The sequence below is a fragment of the Aeromonas sp. R6-2 genome, assembly GCF_040908155.1.
GTDB lineage: Bacteria > Pseudomonadota > Gammaproteobacteria > Enterobacterales > Aeromonadaceae > Aeromonas > Aeromonas schubertii.
Genome location: NZ_JBFODE010000029.1, coordinates 99,137 through 114,916, shown reverse-complemented (window position 1 = coordinate 114,916; position 15,780 = coordinate 99,137). Strand labels below are relative to the sequence as shown.

Genomic DNA, 15,780 nt, shown 5'->3' with positions numbered 1-15,780 from the left:
GGCAGCGGCCTCTTCTTTATCGGACGGGCGCCGGCTTAGGCCGCCGCTTCTTCTTTATTGGACAGCTCGGCGGTCTCTTCGGCAGCGACACGGTTACCCGGGACGCAGGGGGCCAATACCTTCACATAGAGGGCGGCACCACAGAGGGCTCCGCAGATGGGGCCAAGGATGGGGACCCAGAAGTAGGGGTTGTCACGGCCACCGGTCAGGGCAATCTCACCCCAGCCGGCCACGAAGGCGAACAGCTTGGGACCAAAATCACGGGCCGGGTTCATGGCAAAGCCGGTAAGGGGGCCGAAAGAGGCGCCAATGACGGCGATCAGGATGCCGATCAGCAGGGCACCGGCAAAGCCTTTGGGAGCGCCGTTATTGGGATCGCCAATGGCCAGGATGGCCAGCATCAGCACTGAGGTGATGAAGAATTCGACGAAGAAGGCCTGCAGGTTGGAGAGGGCCGCATTCGGGTAGGTCGAGAAGGTCCCCGCCAGGGTCAGGCTCTCCTGGCTGCCACGGATGACGTTATGGGTGGTTTCCCACTCGACAAAGAGGCTGCTGTAGAGGAAGTAGACCAGGGCGGCAGAGGCAAAGGCACCTGCTATCTGGGCGACGATGTAGGGGACGACCTTGCGCTTGTCAAAACCGCAGAAGGTGGCCAGGGCGATGGTCACTGCCGGATTGATGTGGGCGCCGGAGATGCCGCCGGCCACATAAATGGCGATGGCACATCCCATGCCCCAGGTGATGGATATCTCCCACAGGCCGAAGCTGGCGCCGGCCAGTTTCAGGGCCGCCACACAGCCCACCCCGAAGAAGATGAGAAGGGCGGTGCCGATAAACTCGGCGAACAGTTCGCCGGGCAAGGTACTGGGTTTTTGTATGCTCATAGACGGTTCTCCACCAGAGGTATTCCTTTATCAGTCGTGTGTCTTGCTATCTTTCGTACCCGAAAACGTTTGTTCCCTGTTGTTTTAATGCGCAATCATGCGTGTTCGTTTGTGCGCGTATTCGGGATGCCGCAACCTTACTCCCTCTCTGGCAGATCTGTCAGAGAGTTCAGAGAGGAAGTGTGCTCGAGATCGCACAGGATGCTAATAAAATGTGATCATACGCAAATGGCAGTCAGGGCACCTAACCACTAAGGGGTATTAAAGCCAGTGCCGATGCGGCCTGTAAGGGGGAGAAAGTTATTGATAATGGACTCATCGGAGTAATGAAACTGTAATAATTCATCGTTCGTCACAGAATTGATGTTCCTTTGTGAGCATAATGAGCGCGAATTCGAATCGGTAAGGTCTGCTCGTTTCCGAATTAGCCTCTACCCTTCAATCACAACAACAAAAAGGAAGCTCAACATGCTCAGTCTCTTCAGGCCGGCACCGCACATTGCCAGGCTGCCTGCCGACAAGGTCGACCCCTTCTATAAACGGATGCGCTGGCAGGTCTTCATCGGCATCTTCTTTGGGTATGCAGGTTACTATCTGGTGCGCAAGAACTTCAGCCTGGCCATGCCTTATCTCATCGAGCAGGGTTTCTCCCGTGGTGATTTGGGTCTGGCGCTCTCCGGGGTCTCCATCGCCTATGGCCTCTCCAAGTTCCTGATGGGTAACGTGTCGGATCGCTCCAACGCCCGCTACTTCCTCTCTGCCGGTCTGCTGCTCTCTGCCGTCATCATGTTCTGCATGGGGACCATGCACTGGGCCACCTCCAGTATTGGCGTCATGTTTGTGCTGCTGTTTCTCAACGGTTGGGCTCAGGGCATGGGCTGGCCTCCCTGCGGTCGCACCATGGTGCACTGGTGGTCGCACAAGGAGCGTGGCGGCATCGTATCGGTGTGGAACGTGGCTCACAACGTGGGTGGCGGCATGATCGGCCCGCTGTTTATTCTCGGTATGGGTTGGTTCAATGACTGGCGCAGTGCCTTCTATGTGCCGGCAGCCGCTGCGGCTGCTATCGCGGTGCTCGCCTTCTTCATCATGCGTGATACCCCGCAATCGGTCGGCCTGCCCCCGGTTGAGGAGTACAAGAACGACTATCCGGCCGATTACAGTGCCGAGCACGAAAAGGAGTTCTCCGCCAAGGAGATCTTCATGAAGTACGTCTTCAATAACAAGCTGCTCTGGTATATCGCCATCGCCAACGCCTTCGTCTACCTCATCCGTTACGGGGTGCTGGACTGGGCCCCCACCTACCTCAAAGAGGCCAAGGACTTCTCCGTCGACAAGACCTCCTGGGCTTACTTCCTCTATGAGTGGGCGGGCATTCCGGGTACCCTGCTGTGTGGCTGGATGTCGGACAAATTCTTCCAGGGCCGCCGCGCCCCGGCCGGTATCCTGTTCATGGCACTGGTGACCGTGGCCGTGCTGGTCTACTGGTTCAACCCGGCCGGCAATCCGACCATCGACATGCTGGCTCTGGTGGCCATCGGCTTCCTCATCTATGGCCCCGTCATGCTGATCGGCCTGCACGCTCTGGAGCTGGCGCCGAAGAAGGCCGCCGGTACTGCCGCGGGTTTCACCGGTCTGTTTGGTTACCTGGGTGGTGCCGTGGCCGCCAACGCCGTACTCGGCTACACCGTGGACCACTTCGGCTGGGATGGCGGCTTTATTCTGCTGACCTCTTCCTGCGTGCTCTCCATCCTCTTCATCGGCCTGACCCTCAAGCACGATAACGAGATGATGGCGCAGAAGGCCTAAAACGTGATGGTCTGCTTACCTCGCCCGCCCGGGTTGGGGTAGACTGCGAAGGCCCCGCCGAGTGCGGGGCCTTTTTCGATCACAAGGGAGGATCCAGGTGAAGCAAACACAACGACATCAGGAGATCTTGGATGTCCTCACCCGGCAGGGATTCGTCTCGACCGAGGATCTGGTGACGCATTTCGATGTCAGCCCCCAGACCATTCGTCGTGACCTCAACGATCTCGCCGAGCAGAACAAGATCCGCCGCCATCACGGCGGGGCCTCGCTCCACTCCAGTACCGTCAATACCGCCTACACCACCCGTAAGGTGATGCAACTCAAGGAGAAGGAGCGCATCGCCCAGGCGGTGGCGGCCCATATTCCCGACGGCTCCTCGCTCTTTATCGACATCGGGACCACCACAGAGGCGGTCGCGCGCGCCCTGCTCGGGCACCGGGATCTGCGCATCGTCACCAACAACCTCAACGTGGCCAGCATCCTGACCGCCAAGGATGATTTCACCGTCATCATTGCCGGTGGCGAGATCCGCAACCGGGACGGTGGCATCGTCGGGGAGGCGACCCGGGACTTCATCGGCCAGTTTCGCATGGACTATGGGGTCATCGGCATCTCGGGGATCGATCTCGACGGCTCTTTGCTCGATTTCGACTACCACGAGGTAAAGATCGCTCAGGCCATCATCCAATACTCCCGCGAGGTGCTGCTCGCCGCCGACCACACCAAGTTTGGCCGCAACGCCATGGTGAACCTCGGCAATATCAGTCAGGTACATGCCCTCTTTACCGATCAACCCCCGCCTGACAAGCTGGCCCGCATCCTCGCCAGCCATCAGGTCGAGTGCCATCTCTGCTGATCCTCTCTGCCGGGGGCCAGGCCCCTGGCTCTCTCTTCCTCTGATTTTCTCTCCTCATCATCATTGGGTTGACAGGCTGTTGCAGCCTGGCAAACACCGCCCCCATTTCGATCACATTTTTGCGCAATAATGTTCGTTTGATTTTCCTTTGTGCTCTAATATGAGCGAAATCAAACGCTGCTATGCGTTGAATCATAAAAACGAAATGAAGGTGAACATGAACGAGCACTATGATCTGGTCGTCGTCGGCGGCGGCATCAACGGGGTCGGCATCGCCGCCGATGCCGCAGGGAGGGGGCTCAAGGTAGCCCTGTTCGAGGCACACGATCTCGCCTCGGCCACCTCGTCCAACTCGAGCAAGCTGATCCACGGCGGTCTGCGCTATCTCGAGCATTATGAGTTTCGTCTGGTCAAGGAGGCGTTGGCCGAGCGGGAGGTGCTACTCGGCATGGCGCCCCATATCGCCCGCCCAATGCGTTTTCGCCTGCCCCACCGCCCGCACCTGCGTCCGGCCTGGATGATCCGCGCCGGCCTCTTTCTCTACGACAATCTGGCCAAGCGCGATCGCCTCAAGGGGAGTACAGGGCTGCGTTTTGTCCCTGGTGATGGGCTCAAGAGCGAGATCCGCAAGGGATTCGAGTACTCCGATGCCTGGGTCGACGATGCCCGTCTGGTGGTGCTCAACGCCATGCTGGCCCGGGACAAGGGCGCCCGCATCGAGACCCGCACTACCTGCGTCGACGCCCAGCGCCAGGGGCGTGAATGGCGGGTGACGCTGGAGCGGGAAGGGGGGGAGCGCTTCACCGTGACCGCGCGCGCCCTGGTCAATGCCGCCGGCCCCTGGGTCAAGCAGTTCTATGACGATGGACTCCATGAGAAGTCCCCGCGCGGGATCCGTCTCATCAAGGGGAGCCACATGGTGGTCCCGCGGATTCACGAGCGCGACGAGGCCTATATCCTGCAAAACGAGGACAAGCGTATCGTCTTCGTCATCCCCTACCAGCAGGATTTTTCGCTTATCGGCACCACGGATGTGGAGCACAAGGGGAGCCCGCGCGAGGCGCGTATGAGCGATGAGGAGAGCCGTTATCTGTGCGACGTGGTCAATGCCCACTTCACCCGTCAGGTTGCGCCCAAGGACGTGGTCTGGACCTATGCCGGTGTGCGTCCCCTGTGCGATGACGAGTCCGATTCACCCCAGGCGGTCACCCGTGACTACACCCTGGAGGTGAGCGGTGACGAGCAGGAGGCACCGCTCTTGTCGGTGTTTGGTGGCAAGCTCACCACCTATCGCAAACTGGCCCAGGCCGCCTGCCACAAGCTGCAGCCCTGGTTCCCCCGGATGAGCGATGACTGGACCGCGACTACCCGCCTGCCGGGCGGCGAGTTCGACTGCCCGGTGCGCGAACTGGCCCGTGCCTTTGCCCTGGAGTTTGACTGGCTCGACGACCGCAGCGCCCTGCGCATCGCCGAGGCCTATGGCGCCAATGCCCGTCTCTGGCTGGGCCAGCCGCGCGGCGAGGAGTTTGGTGCCGGCCTGTGCGAGGCCGAGGTGCGTTACCTCATCGAGCGAGAGTGGGCCCGCACCCTGGAGGACATCCTCTGGCGCCGCAGCAAGCTGGGCTTGCGTCTCGATGCCAGCCAGCAGGCCCGTCTCGCCCGGTGGCTGGAGGAACATCTCCACGCCTTGCCACGGGCAAGTTAACCCGGGTGGCGGCCGCATGGCCGTCACATTTCCTCTGTACCCTGCAAGCAACCACAACAAGAAGAGTCATAACAATGAAGAAAACATGGATAGCCCTCGCGCTGGGCACTGCGCTTACCTTCCCCGCCCTGGCTGCCGATGAGGGCAAGATTGTCATCGCCCACCGGGGCGCCTCCGGTTACCTGCCCGAGCACACCCTGGAGTCCAAGGCCATGGCCTATGCCATGGGGGTGGATTATCTGGAGCAGGATCTGGTGATGACCAAGGATGACCAGCTGGTGGTGATGCACGATCACTTCCTCGACGGCATCACCGATGTGGCCGAGCGTTTCCCGAAGCGTGCCCGTCCTGACGGCCGCTTCTATGTGGTCGACTTCACCCTGGACGAGATCCGCTCCCTGCGCATGACAGAGCCGTTCCAGGTGGTCGATGGCAAGCAGGTTCCCGTCTACCCGGCGCGCTTCCCCCTCTGGAAGTCCAGCTTCAAGATCCACACCTTCCAGGAAGAGATCGAGATGATTCAGGGGATGAACAAGAGCACCGGCAAGAATGTCGGTATCTATCCCGAGATCAAGGCGCCCTGGCTGTTCCGCCACGAGGGCAAGGATATCTCCAGGGCGGTGCTCAAGGTGCTCAAGGAGTACGGCTACACCGGTAAGGACGACAAGGTCTACCTGCAGTGTTTTGACGCCGACGAGCTCAAGCGCATCAACGGTGAGTTGATGCCGGCCATGGGCATGGATCTCAAGTTGGTACAGCTGATGGCCGAGACCGATTGGAACGAGACCATGGTCTATGACGCCAAGGGCAAGGCGACGCCCTATAACTATGACTGGATGTTCAAACCCGGTGCCATGAAAGAGATAGCCACCTATGCCGAAGGGGTGGGTCCGTGGAAACCCATGATAGTGCCCGAGCCGGGTACCCCGGGTAAGCCCACCTTCACCAACCTGGTCAAGGAGGCCCATGCCAGCGGTCTGAAGGTCCACCCCTATACCTTCCGTCAGGATCAGGGGCAGGTGCCGGCCTATGCCAATGACTTCACCGATCTGCTCAACATCTTCCTCTATCAGGCCGATGTGGACGGTGTGTTTAGCGACTTCCCCGACAAGGCGGTCGAGGTGATTCGAGCCCACAACGGCAAGTAAGCGGCGAGTCACGGATCACGAGGGGCCCGAGGGCCCCTTTTTTGACTGTAAATTTAAGTATACAAAAGTGGTGTTTTGAATTCTGTGAAGAGATTATTTCTGGTCTTGGTAGCGTAAAAAAGAAGCTGTTGAACCATTTTATTGAATTTGATCTTGCCATTCATCGCTTGGTTGTTAATGTGGACTCCGGTTGCGTCGTCGCGAGTGAACGATTGTAATTTAATGTTTACGGTTTTTCGCGGTGGTTTACATGAAAAAGAGAGTCCACTCATGCAAAAAGATCCCCTCAATAACGTCCATATCCACTCCGAGCAGGTGATGATCACCCCGGCCGAGCTTAAGCGCAGGCTGCCCATCTCCGAGCACGCCCTGGCCTTCGTGCAGGGGGCGCGCCAGACCATCTCTGACATCATCCATCGCCGGGATCACCGCCTGCTGGTCATCTGCGGTCCCTGCTCAATTCACGATATGGAGGCCGCCAAGGAGTACGCAACCCGACTCAAGGCCTTGCATGATGCCTATCGTGACTCTCTCTATATTGTGATGCGGGTCTACTTCGAGAAGCCGCGAACCACCGTGGGCTGGAAGGGGTTTATCAATGATCCCAACCTGGATGGTACCTTCGACGTGGAGCTGGGATTGCATCGTGCCCGTGAGCTGCTCTGCTGGCTGGCCGAGCTGGAGCTGCCGCTGGCCACCGAGGCGCTCGACCCCATCAGTCCCCAATACCTGGCCGAACTCTTCTCCTGGTCGGCCATCGGGGCCCGCACCACCGAGTCCCAGACCCACAGGGAGATGGCCTCCGGTCTCTCCATGCCGGTGGGGTTCAAAAATGGCACCGATGGCAATCTCGGCACCGCCATCAACGCCATGCGCTCTGCCGCGACGCCCCACGCCTTCATGGGGATCAACCAGCAGGGGCAGGTGGCCCTGCTGCAGACCCAGGGCAACCCGGATGGCCATGTGATCCTGCGCGGGGGCAAGCATCCCAACTACGACTCGGTCAATGTCTCCCTGGCCGAGGAGGCGATGGCTCAGGCCGGACTGACCCCCGGGCTGGTGGTCGACTGCAGCCATGGCAACTCCAACAAGGATTACCGCTTGCAACCCAGGGTGGCCGATAACGTCATCCATCAGATCCAGGAGGGGAACCGCTCCATCATCGGCCTGATGCTCGAGTCCCATCTCGAGGAGGGGAGCCAATCCTCCGAGCAGCCGCGCGAGTGCATGCGCTACGGAGTCTCGATTACCGATGCCTGCATCGGCTGGGCGACCACCGACGAGCTGCTGGCACGCGCCTACCACGAGCTGGGGGAGGCCCTTAAGTCTCGACGTCAGCCGGTCTGACATTGAATAATGGCCGGGTCGCCACGGGGCGACCTGCTTGCTGATAGAGAAGGGATCATGGCCAAAGAACTGGATGTCCTGCGGGACAAGATTGACGAGGTGGACAGGGAGCTGGTGACCCTGCTGGCCCGCCGCCTGGCGCTGGTGGGGGAGGTAGGAGAGGTCAAGAGCCGCCACGGTCTGCCCATCTATGCCCCGGATCGGGAGGCGGCCATGCTGGCGCGCCGCCGGGAGGAGGCCGAGGCCCACGGGGTGCCCGGGGATCTTGTCGAGGATGTGCTGCGGCGCATCATGCGCGAGTCGTACGCCAGCGAGAAGGAGACCGGTTTCAAGTGCATCAAGCCCGATCTGCGCCACGTGGTGGTGGTGGGAGGGGGCGGCGCCCTGGGCGGGCTGTTTGTACACATGCTGCGTCTCTCTGGCTACCGGGTCGAGGTGCTGGAGAAAGAGGATTGGGCAGATAGCGAAAGCCGGCTTGCCAACGCCGGCATGGTCATGGTCGCGGTGCCCATCGATGTGACAGAGGCGGTGATCGGGCAGCTTGGGCGCCTGCCGGAAGATTGCCTGCTGGTGGATCTCACCAGCGTCAAGCAGGGGCCCATGGCCGCCATGCTGGCGGCCCACCCGGGGCCTGTGCTCGGCCTGCACCCCATGTTTGGTCCCGATGTGGCGAGTCTGGCCAAGCAGGTGATCGTCTGCTGCGCCGGACGTGATCCTCTGGCAAGCGAGTGGCTCTGCCAGCAGATGACTATCTGGGGGGCGCGTCTGGTGGCGGTGAGCGCCGCCGAGCACGACCAGGCCATGACCCTGATCCAGGCCCTGCGCCACTTCGCCACTTTCGCCTATGGCCGTCATCTGGCCGAGGAGGGGGCGGATCTGGAGCAGCTGCTGCGCCTGAGCTCCCCCATCTACCGGTTGGAGCTGGCCATGGTGGGGCGGCTGTTTGCGCAAGACCCGGCACTCTATGCGGACATCATCCTCTCGTCACCGCAAAATCTGGCCATGATCCGTCGCTACTACGAAGAGTTTGGCCGTTCCCTGGCCCTGCTCGAGCAGGGGCAACGGGAGGGATTTGTGGAGGCGTTCAACCGGGTGGCTGATTACTTCGGCGAGCACGCCAGCCAGTTCCTGCGCGAGAGCAAGCAGCTGCTGGCCCAGGCCAACGACAGGCGCCACCTAGGCTAATGGGTTAATCCTGACCCGGGTTGTCCCTCACGGGGAGCCGGATCTCGTAATGCAGCCCCTCGCCGGGGCTGAATACCTGCAGCGATCCCCCGAGATTACTCTCCGCCAGGTTATGAATGCGGCAGGCACTCAGGCCACAGTGGCTCGGATCCCCGCGCTTGGTGGTGAAGAAGGGTTCGAACAGATGGGGCAGCTCCCCGGCCGACATGCCGACACCGTTGTCCCAGTAGTGCAGCCGTAGCTGGTTGTTCTCTTCATCCAGCGTCAACCCAAGCCGCAGCGGGGTGACGGCGGCGTGGGCCAGGCTGTTGCTGATCAGTTCCTGCAGAAGATCGAGAAAGAGCCCCTGAGGGCAGGTGAGCCGGGTGGCGTTGCCCGACACCTGCATCTCGACCTCCTGGTGGTGAAACTCCTCGGCGAACCCGGCAACCAGCATGGCGGCGGCCTCTTGGGGATCGAAGCGGATGCTCTTGGGGGGATCCTGATCCTGGGCCAGCGCCTTGAAGCGATTGATGAGTGTCACCACCCGCTGCAGGCTGTTTTCAACCAGTTGTGCCCCCTCCCGGATCTCGTCGAGCTGTTGTTTGAGCATCTTCTGACCCAGTTTGCCCCCCTCCATGGCCTGGGAGATCTGATCCCCCGCACCATGGATAAAGCTCGAGGCGGTGATACAGATCCCCAGGGGGGTATTGATCTCGTGAGCGATGCCGGCGGTCAGTTGGAACAGGCTCTGGTAGAGCTGAATGCGGGCCTGCTGGCGGTTGAACTCCTTGAGGCGCAGTTGATTGCGGACCCTGGCCATCACCTCGAGTGGGTGAAAGGGCTTGCTGATATAGTCACAGCCGCCGGACTGAAAGGCGGTGTCGAGGGACTCGATATCGCTGCTGGCACTGATGAAGATGACCGGGGTGCCCCACAGGTCGGGACGGCTCTTTATCCGTCGACAGGCCTCGAAGCCATCCATCTCCGGCATGTTGATGTCCATGATGACCAGATCGGGCAGTGACTGCTCCATGCTGCGGATCGCCTGTCGGCCATTGCTGGCGACCCGCACCCCATACCCCTCCTGCTCGAGCAGGTGATGAAGAATGTCGAGATTGATGGGGGCGTCATCAACGATAAGGATGGTACTCATGGATTCTCGTCCTCGGCCAGCCAGTGGGTGAGCCACAGGCTGGCCTGCTCGAAGTCATAGTGGTGGATCAGGCTCTCCAGAGGGGCAAGCTCGGCGGGCCACTCGGCACTGCGCTGTTTGAGTGCCTCTAGCCTTGTCTTGGCGCTGGCGTCCCCGCTTGTCAGCAAGGGAAGCAGTGCCTTAAGTGCCTCCCTGAGGGAGTGGCTGCATTCGCCTGTGCCCTGCGGGGCTCTGGTGGGCAGGATGTGGCGCAGGTCGGCAAGCTCGGCCTCCAGTCGGGGGTAGGCGTCGACGTCGGGGGGGGCATCACTGCGACTTAGCTCTTCCACCTCACCGGCCCAGAGCGCGAGGCGGGTGGCCCCCAGATTGGCGGCCGCGCCCTTGATGCCGTGGGCATAACGGGCCAGGGCCATCCGATCGTCTCCTTCCAGCAGCGCTCTCGCCTGCCCGCTCTCCTGCTCCAGCTGGTCGACAAAACGCTCCAGGCTCTGCAGCCAGCGCCCCTTGTCTCCGCAGAAGCGGGAGAGCGCCTCTTCCTCGGCCAGCAAGGGCAGCGCCATGATCTTGTCGGCCGCCTTAGGTAGCCACTTGGCTATTTTGGCCAGCATCTCCTTCACATCGATGGGCTTGCCGATGTGGTCATTCATGCCGCATTCGAGGCAGCGCTCCACATCCTGGCGCATGGCATTGGCGGTCATGGCGATGATGGGCAGGCTGCGCCAGGCGGGATTGTCCCTGATCCGGCGTGTCGCACTGACCCCGTCAAGCACCGGCATCTGCATATCCATGAGCACCAGATCGAATGTCTCGCGCCCCAGCCAGGCCAGCGCCTCCTCACCATGATTGGCGATCTGCACGCGGGCTCCGTGTGGCTCGAGCAATCCCACGGCGATCTCCTGGTTGGTTGGGTTGTCTTCCACCAATAACAGTCGGGCACCGGCCAGGGTGGGGAGGGGCTGGCTCTCGCTCCCGCTGGGGAGAGGCTGAGGATGGTGAAAGAGATCGGCAAGGCAGTTGAAGAGCACCGAGGGGTTGACCGGTTTGATGATGAGGGCATCGATCTCGTTGTGGCTCTGCAGTGCCAGCTCGCGGCTGTGGGCGGTGACCAGCACCAGTTTGCAGTCGGGGGCGAGGGGGCGGATCTGCTGGCAGGCCTCCAGCCCGTCCATGCCAGGCAGCTGCCAATCCATGAAGACCACCGCAAAGGGCCGACTGCGCACCTGACGAATGGCGCCGTCGCCATCCTCGGCCAGGGTGACAGTCAACCCCATGGCTTGCAGCAGGCTCTGCATGATCTCTCTGGCCAGGGGGTTGTCATCGACCACCAGGGCATGCATGCCGTTGAGTTCATTGAGACTGGTGACATATTGGCGGGCCTTGGCACTTTGCAATCCAAGCCTGAGATCGAAGGAAAAGCAGGAGCCCACTTCGGGAGTGCTGGTGACGCGGATCTCGCCGCCCATCAGCTCGACCAGGTGCTTGGCAATGGTGAGCCCCAGTCCGGTGCCCCCATAGCGGCGGGTGATGCTGCCATCGGCCTGGGAGAAGGACTGGAAGAGGCGGCCGAGCTGCTCCGGGGTCATGCCGATGCCACTGTCACGGATCTCGAAGTGGACCCGAACGTGCTCTTCATCCTGCTCCCTGGGTTGGATACGCAGCACGACATCACCGCGCTCGGTGAACTTGACCGCATTGCCGCAGAGGTTGATCAGGATCTGCCCCAGCCGCAGGGGATCGCCGATCAACGCCTGGGGCATGGTGGGGTCGATATCAAACAGCAGCTCGATCCCCTTCTCCTGTGCCCTCTGTCCCAACATGTTCCCGAGGTTGTCGAGCACCTCGTCGAGCTGGAAGTCGGTCTGCTCCAGTTGGAGGCGCCCGGCCTCGACCTTGGAGAAGTCCAGCACGTCGTTGATGATGCCGAGCAGGGACTTGGCCGCCTGATCTATCTTGCCCACGTAGTGCTGCTGTTTGGGATTGAGATCGCTCATCATCGCCAGCTGGGCCATGCCGATGATGGCATTCATGGGGGTGCGGATCTCGTGGCTCATGTTGGCCAGGAACTCTCCCTTGGCCTGCGAGGCCTCGTCGGCCACATCCTTGGCCTGGCGCAGGGCCTGCTCGAGCGCCTTCTGCTCGGTGATATCGACCAGCAGGCCCACTATCCCCTCTGGCTGATTGTCACTGCCCAGATAGGTGGCTTCATAAATGCTCATCTGATGGGGCTCGCCGGCCGGATCCGGCAGGGTCAGCTCATAGTGGATGGCGGCGGCTTCCTGTAACAGGGGGATGTGGTTGTCGAGGAAGGCATCCCCCACGGGGAAGAGGGCACCCAGTGGCATGCCGATGAGGCTCTCCTGGGCTTGGCCACAGAAGTCGGCGAAGGCGGTATTGACGCCGAGCAGCTGTTGTTGCCGATCCAGATAGTACATGGGGTTGGGGATGGCGTTGAGTACCTGCTGAGTGAAACGAAGTTGCTCTGAGACCCGCTGCTCGGCCCTCATCTGTTGTTGCTGGTTAAGAGTCAGCTTGAGACCCACTTCGAGATCCTTGCAGAGCAGGGTCAGCCACTGTTGGCGCTCTTCGTCCAGGGCTCCCAGCATGCCGAGCTCGAGTAACCCGAGGGGCCTGTCATTACTCCAGAGCGGAAAGAAATGGATCTCGCTCAAGGTGAGGGTTCCCCCCAGCATGGGAAGGGTGCAGTGCTCCTGCAGATCGGTGAGGCGATAGGGGGTGCGATTGTGCAGCAGCCTCAGTTGCAGGCTACCCTCGACCATCTGTTGCTCGGCTCCCCCTCCATAGCCGATGCCGGCACAGCGCACCAGTCGCTCCTGCTCCCACAGGTAGAGACCGGCCAGGGGGACATTGAAGCGGGCAAGCAGGAACTGGATCACCCGGTTACCAAACTCGGCGGCACTCTCACAGCCCCGGCTGGCGTCGGAGAACTCCTTGAGCAGACGGTTGTTATCCAGCTGCCGCCCCACCTCACGCAGGAGCTGGTTCTGGGCCTGGGCCAGGGCGCCCAGCTCCCCCTGATGCCAGCTCTCCTCTTCGGCATGATAGTCATGGGCACTGACTCGCCGGATGAGGCGCTCCTGCATCCTGGCCAGGGGGGAGAGGTACCAGCGCCAGATGATGGCAAAAGCACACAGGGTGGCCAGCAGAAGCAGCAACAGTCCCGCCTGCTGCTGCCGGGCAAAGCTGGCCAGTTGTTGCTCCGCCTGCTGCTGGCGCTGCAGATTGCGTTCGGTCAAGGCCGTATAAAACTCACCGAGAGGCTGCATGATGCGCCACTTCTCGTTGAAGTACTCATCGGAGAAGAGCAGGCGGGTGGCCGTTTGCAGATCCGGTTTGCCATCCGGTGTTCCAATCCCCTGTACGGCATCGAAGGCTCGCCGCTCCATGCCCACCAGGGCATCCGAGGTGTTCAGCGACTGTTTGAGCAGCAGCAATTCCAGGGTCGACAGGCCGGTGCTGTCGAGCGCTTTCTGCAGGCTGGGATAGGCGCGCTCAGCACTTGGGGGCGGGAGGGTAAACCCGGGGATGGCCGCCTGATCCCAGAAGCCAAAACTGTGCCCTTCCTGACGGGGCATCTGACCGTTGCGCACCGCCAGCACATAGTTAAAGAGCTGCCGGAAGCGCACCTCACCGGTGACGGCATAGGCCCTTGCAAATTTGCTCAGATGATCGGAGCTGCTGCGGATCTCCTGGGCCAGCGCCAGTCGGTCGGCCGACTGATAGTAGATCTGGTTCAGGGTGCGCTGCTGATGGTCCAACCGCCACGACAACAAGAGAAGGTAAATGAGCAGGGCACTGATGAGGATGAAGAGCAGAAGTGAAACCGCCTTGATGGAACGCATGGATACTTCTCCGGTGAGGTCCATCAGAGTATAGAAGGGGTCTGTTCGGGCAGTGGGACGGCACGCACTGTTGGGGGCACCGGCGCTTTCGGGCCGGGGAGTCGGAGAAAGGAGTAATGAAGAAAAGGGCGCCTGACGGCGCCCTTTCCTGGTTTAGGCCCGGGTATCGATCAGGTAGGGCTCGGGGCGCCCCTGATAGAGGTCGATGATGCGTTCACCAAGGCTCGATTGGGCCGCGCTGACCGCCTGACTCAGGCGCTCCTGGCGCTGCAACTGCCGGCTGGCCTGATAGATGTCGGCAGGCTCGGGCGCAGGCGACGGGGTGCTGGCGTTGCCGCTCGCTTCCAGATAGCGCTCCATGGCCGCCTTGTTCTGGCGCTGCTCCGTGTAGTCTACCGCCAGGGTGCGCTTGGCTTCTTGCTTGGCGCTGGCCGCAGCCTGTTGCTCGGCCCGCTTGTCGAGGGCCTGATTTTCGGCGCGGTTGCGCTGCTCGGGCGTCAGAGAGGGAACCGGCTGGGGGAGAGGGGTGATCTGCATGGATGTCTCCTTGTGAGGCGTCCATTGTACGATTATTGAGCGCGACAGCCAGCACCAACCCACCCGCCAGCAAGGCCGGGTTCAGCTTGCCAGAAGAAAAAGGGCGCCGTCAGGCGCCCTTGTTGCGTCCATGGCCTTAGTCGAAGAACCAGTAGCCACGGTTGACCAGGCGGGTGAAGAGGGTCAGGAAGCCGGCCTGATCCTCGAGAGTCACCATGTCGCTCTGGGTCACCACATCCCGATCGCACAAGAGGGAAATGGCGGCCGGGTCTTCGCTCGGCAGGCGCCAGGCCTCGCCGTCGATGTAGCAGGTGTCGGTGGCGCCGCTAAACCAGACGCAGCGCAGACCCGGCACCCGGATGGCCGGCTCGCCGGCAGCCAGCAGGTTGGCCACCTCCTCTTCGCTGTAGTCCGGGTCGACCGGCACCACGTCGAGATCGTGCTTGGCGTCGGAGATCATGGCGCCGAACCACTCTTTGAGCAGGGCGTCGTCGTCCAGGGCGTGCTGCATCAGCTCGCGCAGGCGGTGCAGCTCATGGGGCTGGATCTCCCCATGGCGCTCGCGGGCCTTGAGGTCCGGGTCTGTGTAGCGCTCGGTGGCGACCTCGTTGTCGATCAGGTGATCGGCAAACAGGGAGAGCAGATCGCGTGCATCGGGGGCGCGAAAGCCCACCGAGTAGTTCATGGAGGGCTCGACCGCATAGCCCTCATGGGGGAACCCGGGCGGGATGTAGAGGATGTCGCCCGGCTCCAGCACCGCATCGATGATGGCGTCGAACGCCTCGCAGTGGCGCAGGGCGCCGTGGGCGGCGAACTCGCTCAGGGCCAGGGCGTCACCGACCCGCCAGTGGCGGCGGCCCACCCCCTGGGTGATAAAGACGTCGTAGTTGTCGATGTGGGGGCCGACACCGCCCCCCGGGGTGGAGAAGCTCACCATGACGTCGTCAAAGCGCCAACCGGGAATGAACTGGAACGGAATGGCCAGCTCGTTCACCTCGGGGGCCCAGTGGTTGCACGCCTGCACCAGCACGGTCCAGTTCTCCTCGCCCAGGTGGTCATAGGCTTCGAAGGGGCCGTGGGAGGCATCCCACTTGCCGTCGAAGCGGGTCACCAGGCGGGATTCCACCTCCTGCTCCATGGCCAGGCCTGCCAGCTCGTCCGGGGTGATGGGATCGGCAAAGTCCTTGAAACCGCCCTTGATAAGGAGCGGGCGCTTCTGCCAGTAGTGCTCGAGAAAGTGGGCGATGTCGAGATTGAGTTCGTACATGGTGTCTCTTCGGATTGGTCTATGGCAAAGGGGCCCGGCGGGCCCCT

The 15,780-nt window shown here is 61.6% G+C and carries 11 protein-coding genes; 6 read left to right on the top strand and 5 right to left on the bottom strand.

Going from position 1 to position 15,780, the window contains the following annotated elements; translation table 11 throughout:
• Window positions 1-35 precede the first annotated feature (35 nt).
• Complete coding sequence (locus tag AB5Y48_RS05275; protein WP_050665847.1) at window positions 36-884, bottom strand: MIP/aquaporin family protein; 849 nt, start codon at window positions 882-884, stop codon at window positions 36-38.
• 468 nt (window positions 885-1,352) lie between these two features.
• Here AB5Y48_RS05275 and glpT point away from each other — a divergent pair, with 468 nt between their 5' ends.
• The 6 genes from glpT (at window position 1,353) to tyrA (ending at window position 8,934) form a co-directional block, all read left to right on the top strand.
• Window positions 1,353-2,693 carry a glycerol-3-phosphate transporter gene (glpT, locus tag AB5Y48_RS05270; protein WP_368163937.1) on the top strand — a complete coding sequence of 447 codons (1,341 nt, stop codon included), beginning with the start codon at window positions 1,353-1,355 and terminating at the stop codon, window positions 2,691-2,693.
• Window positions 2,694-2,790: 97 nt separating this feature from the next.
• On the top strand, window positions 2,791-3,549 hold the full coding sequence (locus tag AB5Y48_RS05265; RefSeq protein WP_050665849.1) for a DeoR/GlpR family transcriptional regulator: 759 nt from the start codon (window positions 2,791-2,793) through the stop codon (window positions 3,547-3,549).
• A 217-nt stretch (window positions 3,550-3,766) separates the two neighbouring features.
• Window positions 3,767-5,254 carry a glycerol-3-phosphate dehydrogenase gene (gene glpD / locus AB5Y48_RS05260; RefSeq protein ID WP_368163936.1) on the top strand — a complete coding sequence of 496 codons (1,488 nt, stop codon included), beginning with the start codon at window positions 3,767-3,769 and terminating at the stop codon, window positions 5,252-5,254.
• 74 nt (window positions 5,255-5,328) lie between these two features.
• Entirely contained in the window at window positions 5,329-6,402 is a 1,074-nt protein-coding gene (gene glpQ, locus AB5Y48_RS05255; protein ID WP_050665851.1) for a glycerophosphodiester phosphodiesterase, read from the top strand.
• A 270-nt stretch (window positions 6,403-6,672) separates the two neighbouring features.
• Window positions 6,673-7,749, top strand: coding sequence for a 3-deoxy-7-phosphoheptulonate synthase (locus AB5Y48_RS05250; protein ID WP_050665852.1), 1,077 nt, complete (start codon window positions 6,673-6,675; stop codon window positions 7,747-7,749).
• Window positions 7,750-7,806: 57 nt separating this feature from the next.
• A complete protein-coding gene (tyrA, locus tag AB5Y48_RS05245; protein WP_368163933.1) occupies window positions 7,807-8,934 on the top strand; it encodes a bifunctional chorismate mutase/prephenate dehydrogenase in 1,128 nt (375 codons plus the stop codon).
• A gap of 4 nt (window positions 8,935-8,938) precedes the next feature.
• Here tyrA and AB5Y48_RS05240 read toward each other — a convergent pair whose 3' ends face one another.
• The 4 genes from AB5Y48_RS05240 to AB5Y48_RS05225 all read right to left on the bottom strand — a co-directional run bounded on the left by AB5Y48_RS05240 (window position 8,939) and on the right by AB5Y48_RS05225 (window position 15,733).
• On the bottom strand, window positions 8,939-10,069 hold the full coding sequence (locus AB5Y48_RS05240; protein ID WP_368163931.1) for a response regulator: 1,131 nt from the start codon (window positions 10,067-10,069) through the stop codon (window positions 8,939-8,941).
• Window positions 10,066-13,929 (bottom strand): response regulator, encoded by a 3,864-nt coding sequence (locus AB5Y48_RS05235; RefSeq protein WP_368163929.1) that lies wholly within the window; start codon window positions 13,927-13,929, stop codon window positions 10,066-10,068. Before AB5Y48_RS05235 ends, AB5Y48_RS05240 begins: the two co-directional genes overlap by 4 nt.
• Before the next feature lie 153 nt (window positions 13,930-14,082).
• A complete protein-coding gene (locus tag AB5Y48_RS05230; protein ID WP_050665856.1) occupies window positions 14,083-14,466 on the bottom strand; it encodes a hypothetical protein in 384 nt (127 codons plus the stop codon).
• Between the two features lie 136 nt (window positions 14,467-14,602).
• Window positions 14,603-15,733: a cupin domain-containing protein gene (locus AB5Y48_RS05225; protein WP_224159909.1), complete on the bottom strand. Its 1,131-nt coding sequence runs from the start codon at window positions 15,731-15,733 to the stop codon at window positions 14,603-14,605.
• Between the last annotated feature and the right edge of the window lie 47 nt (window positions 15,734-15,780).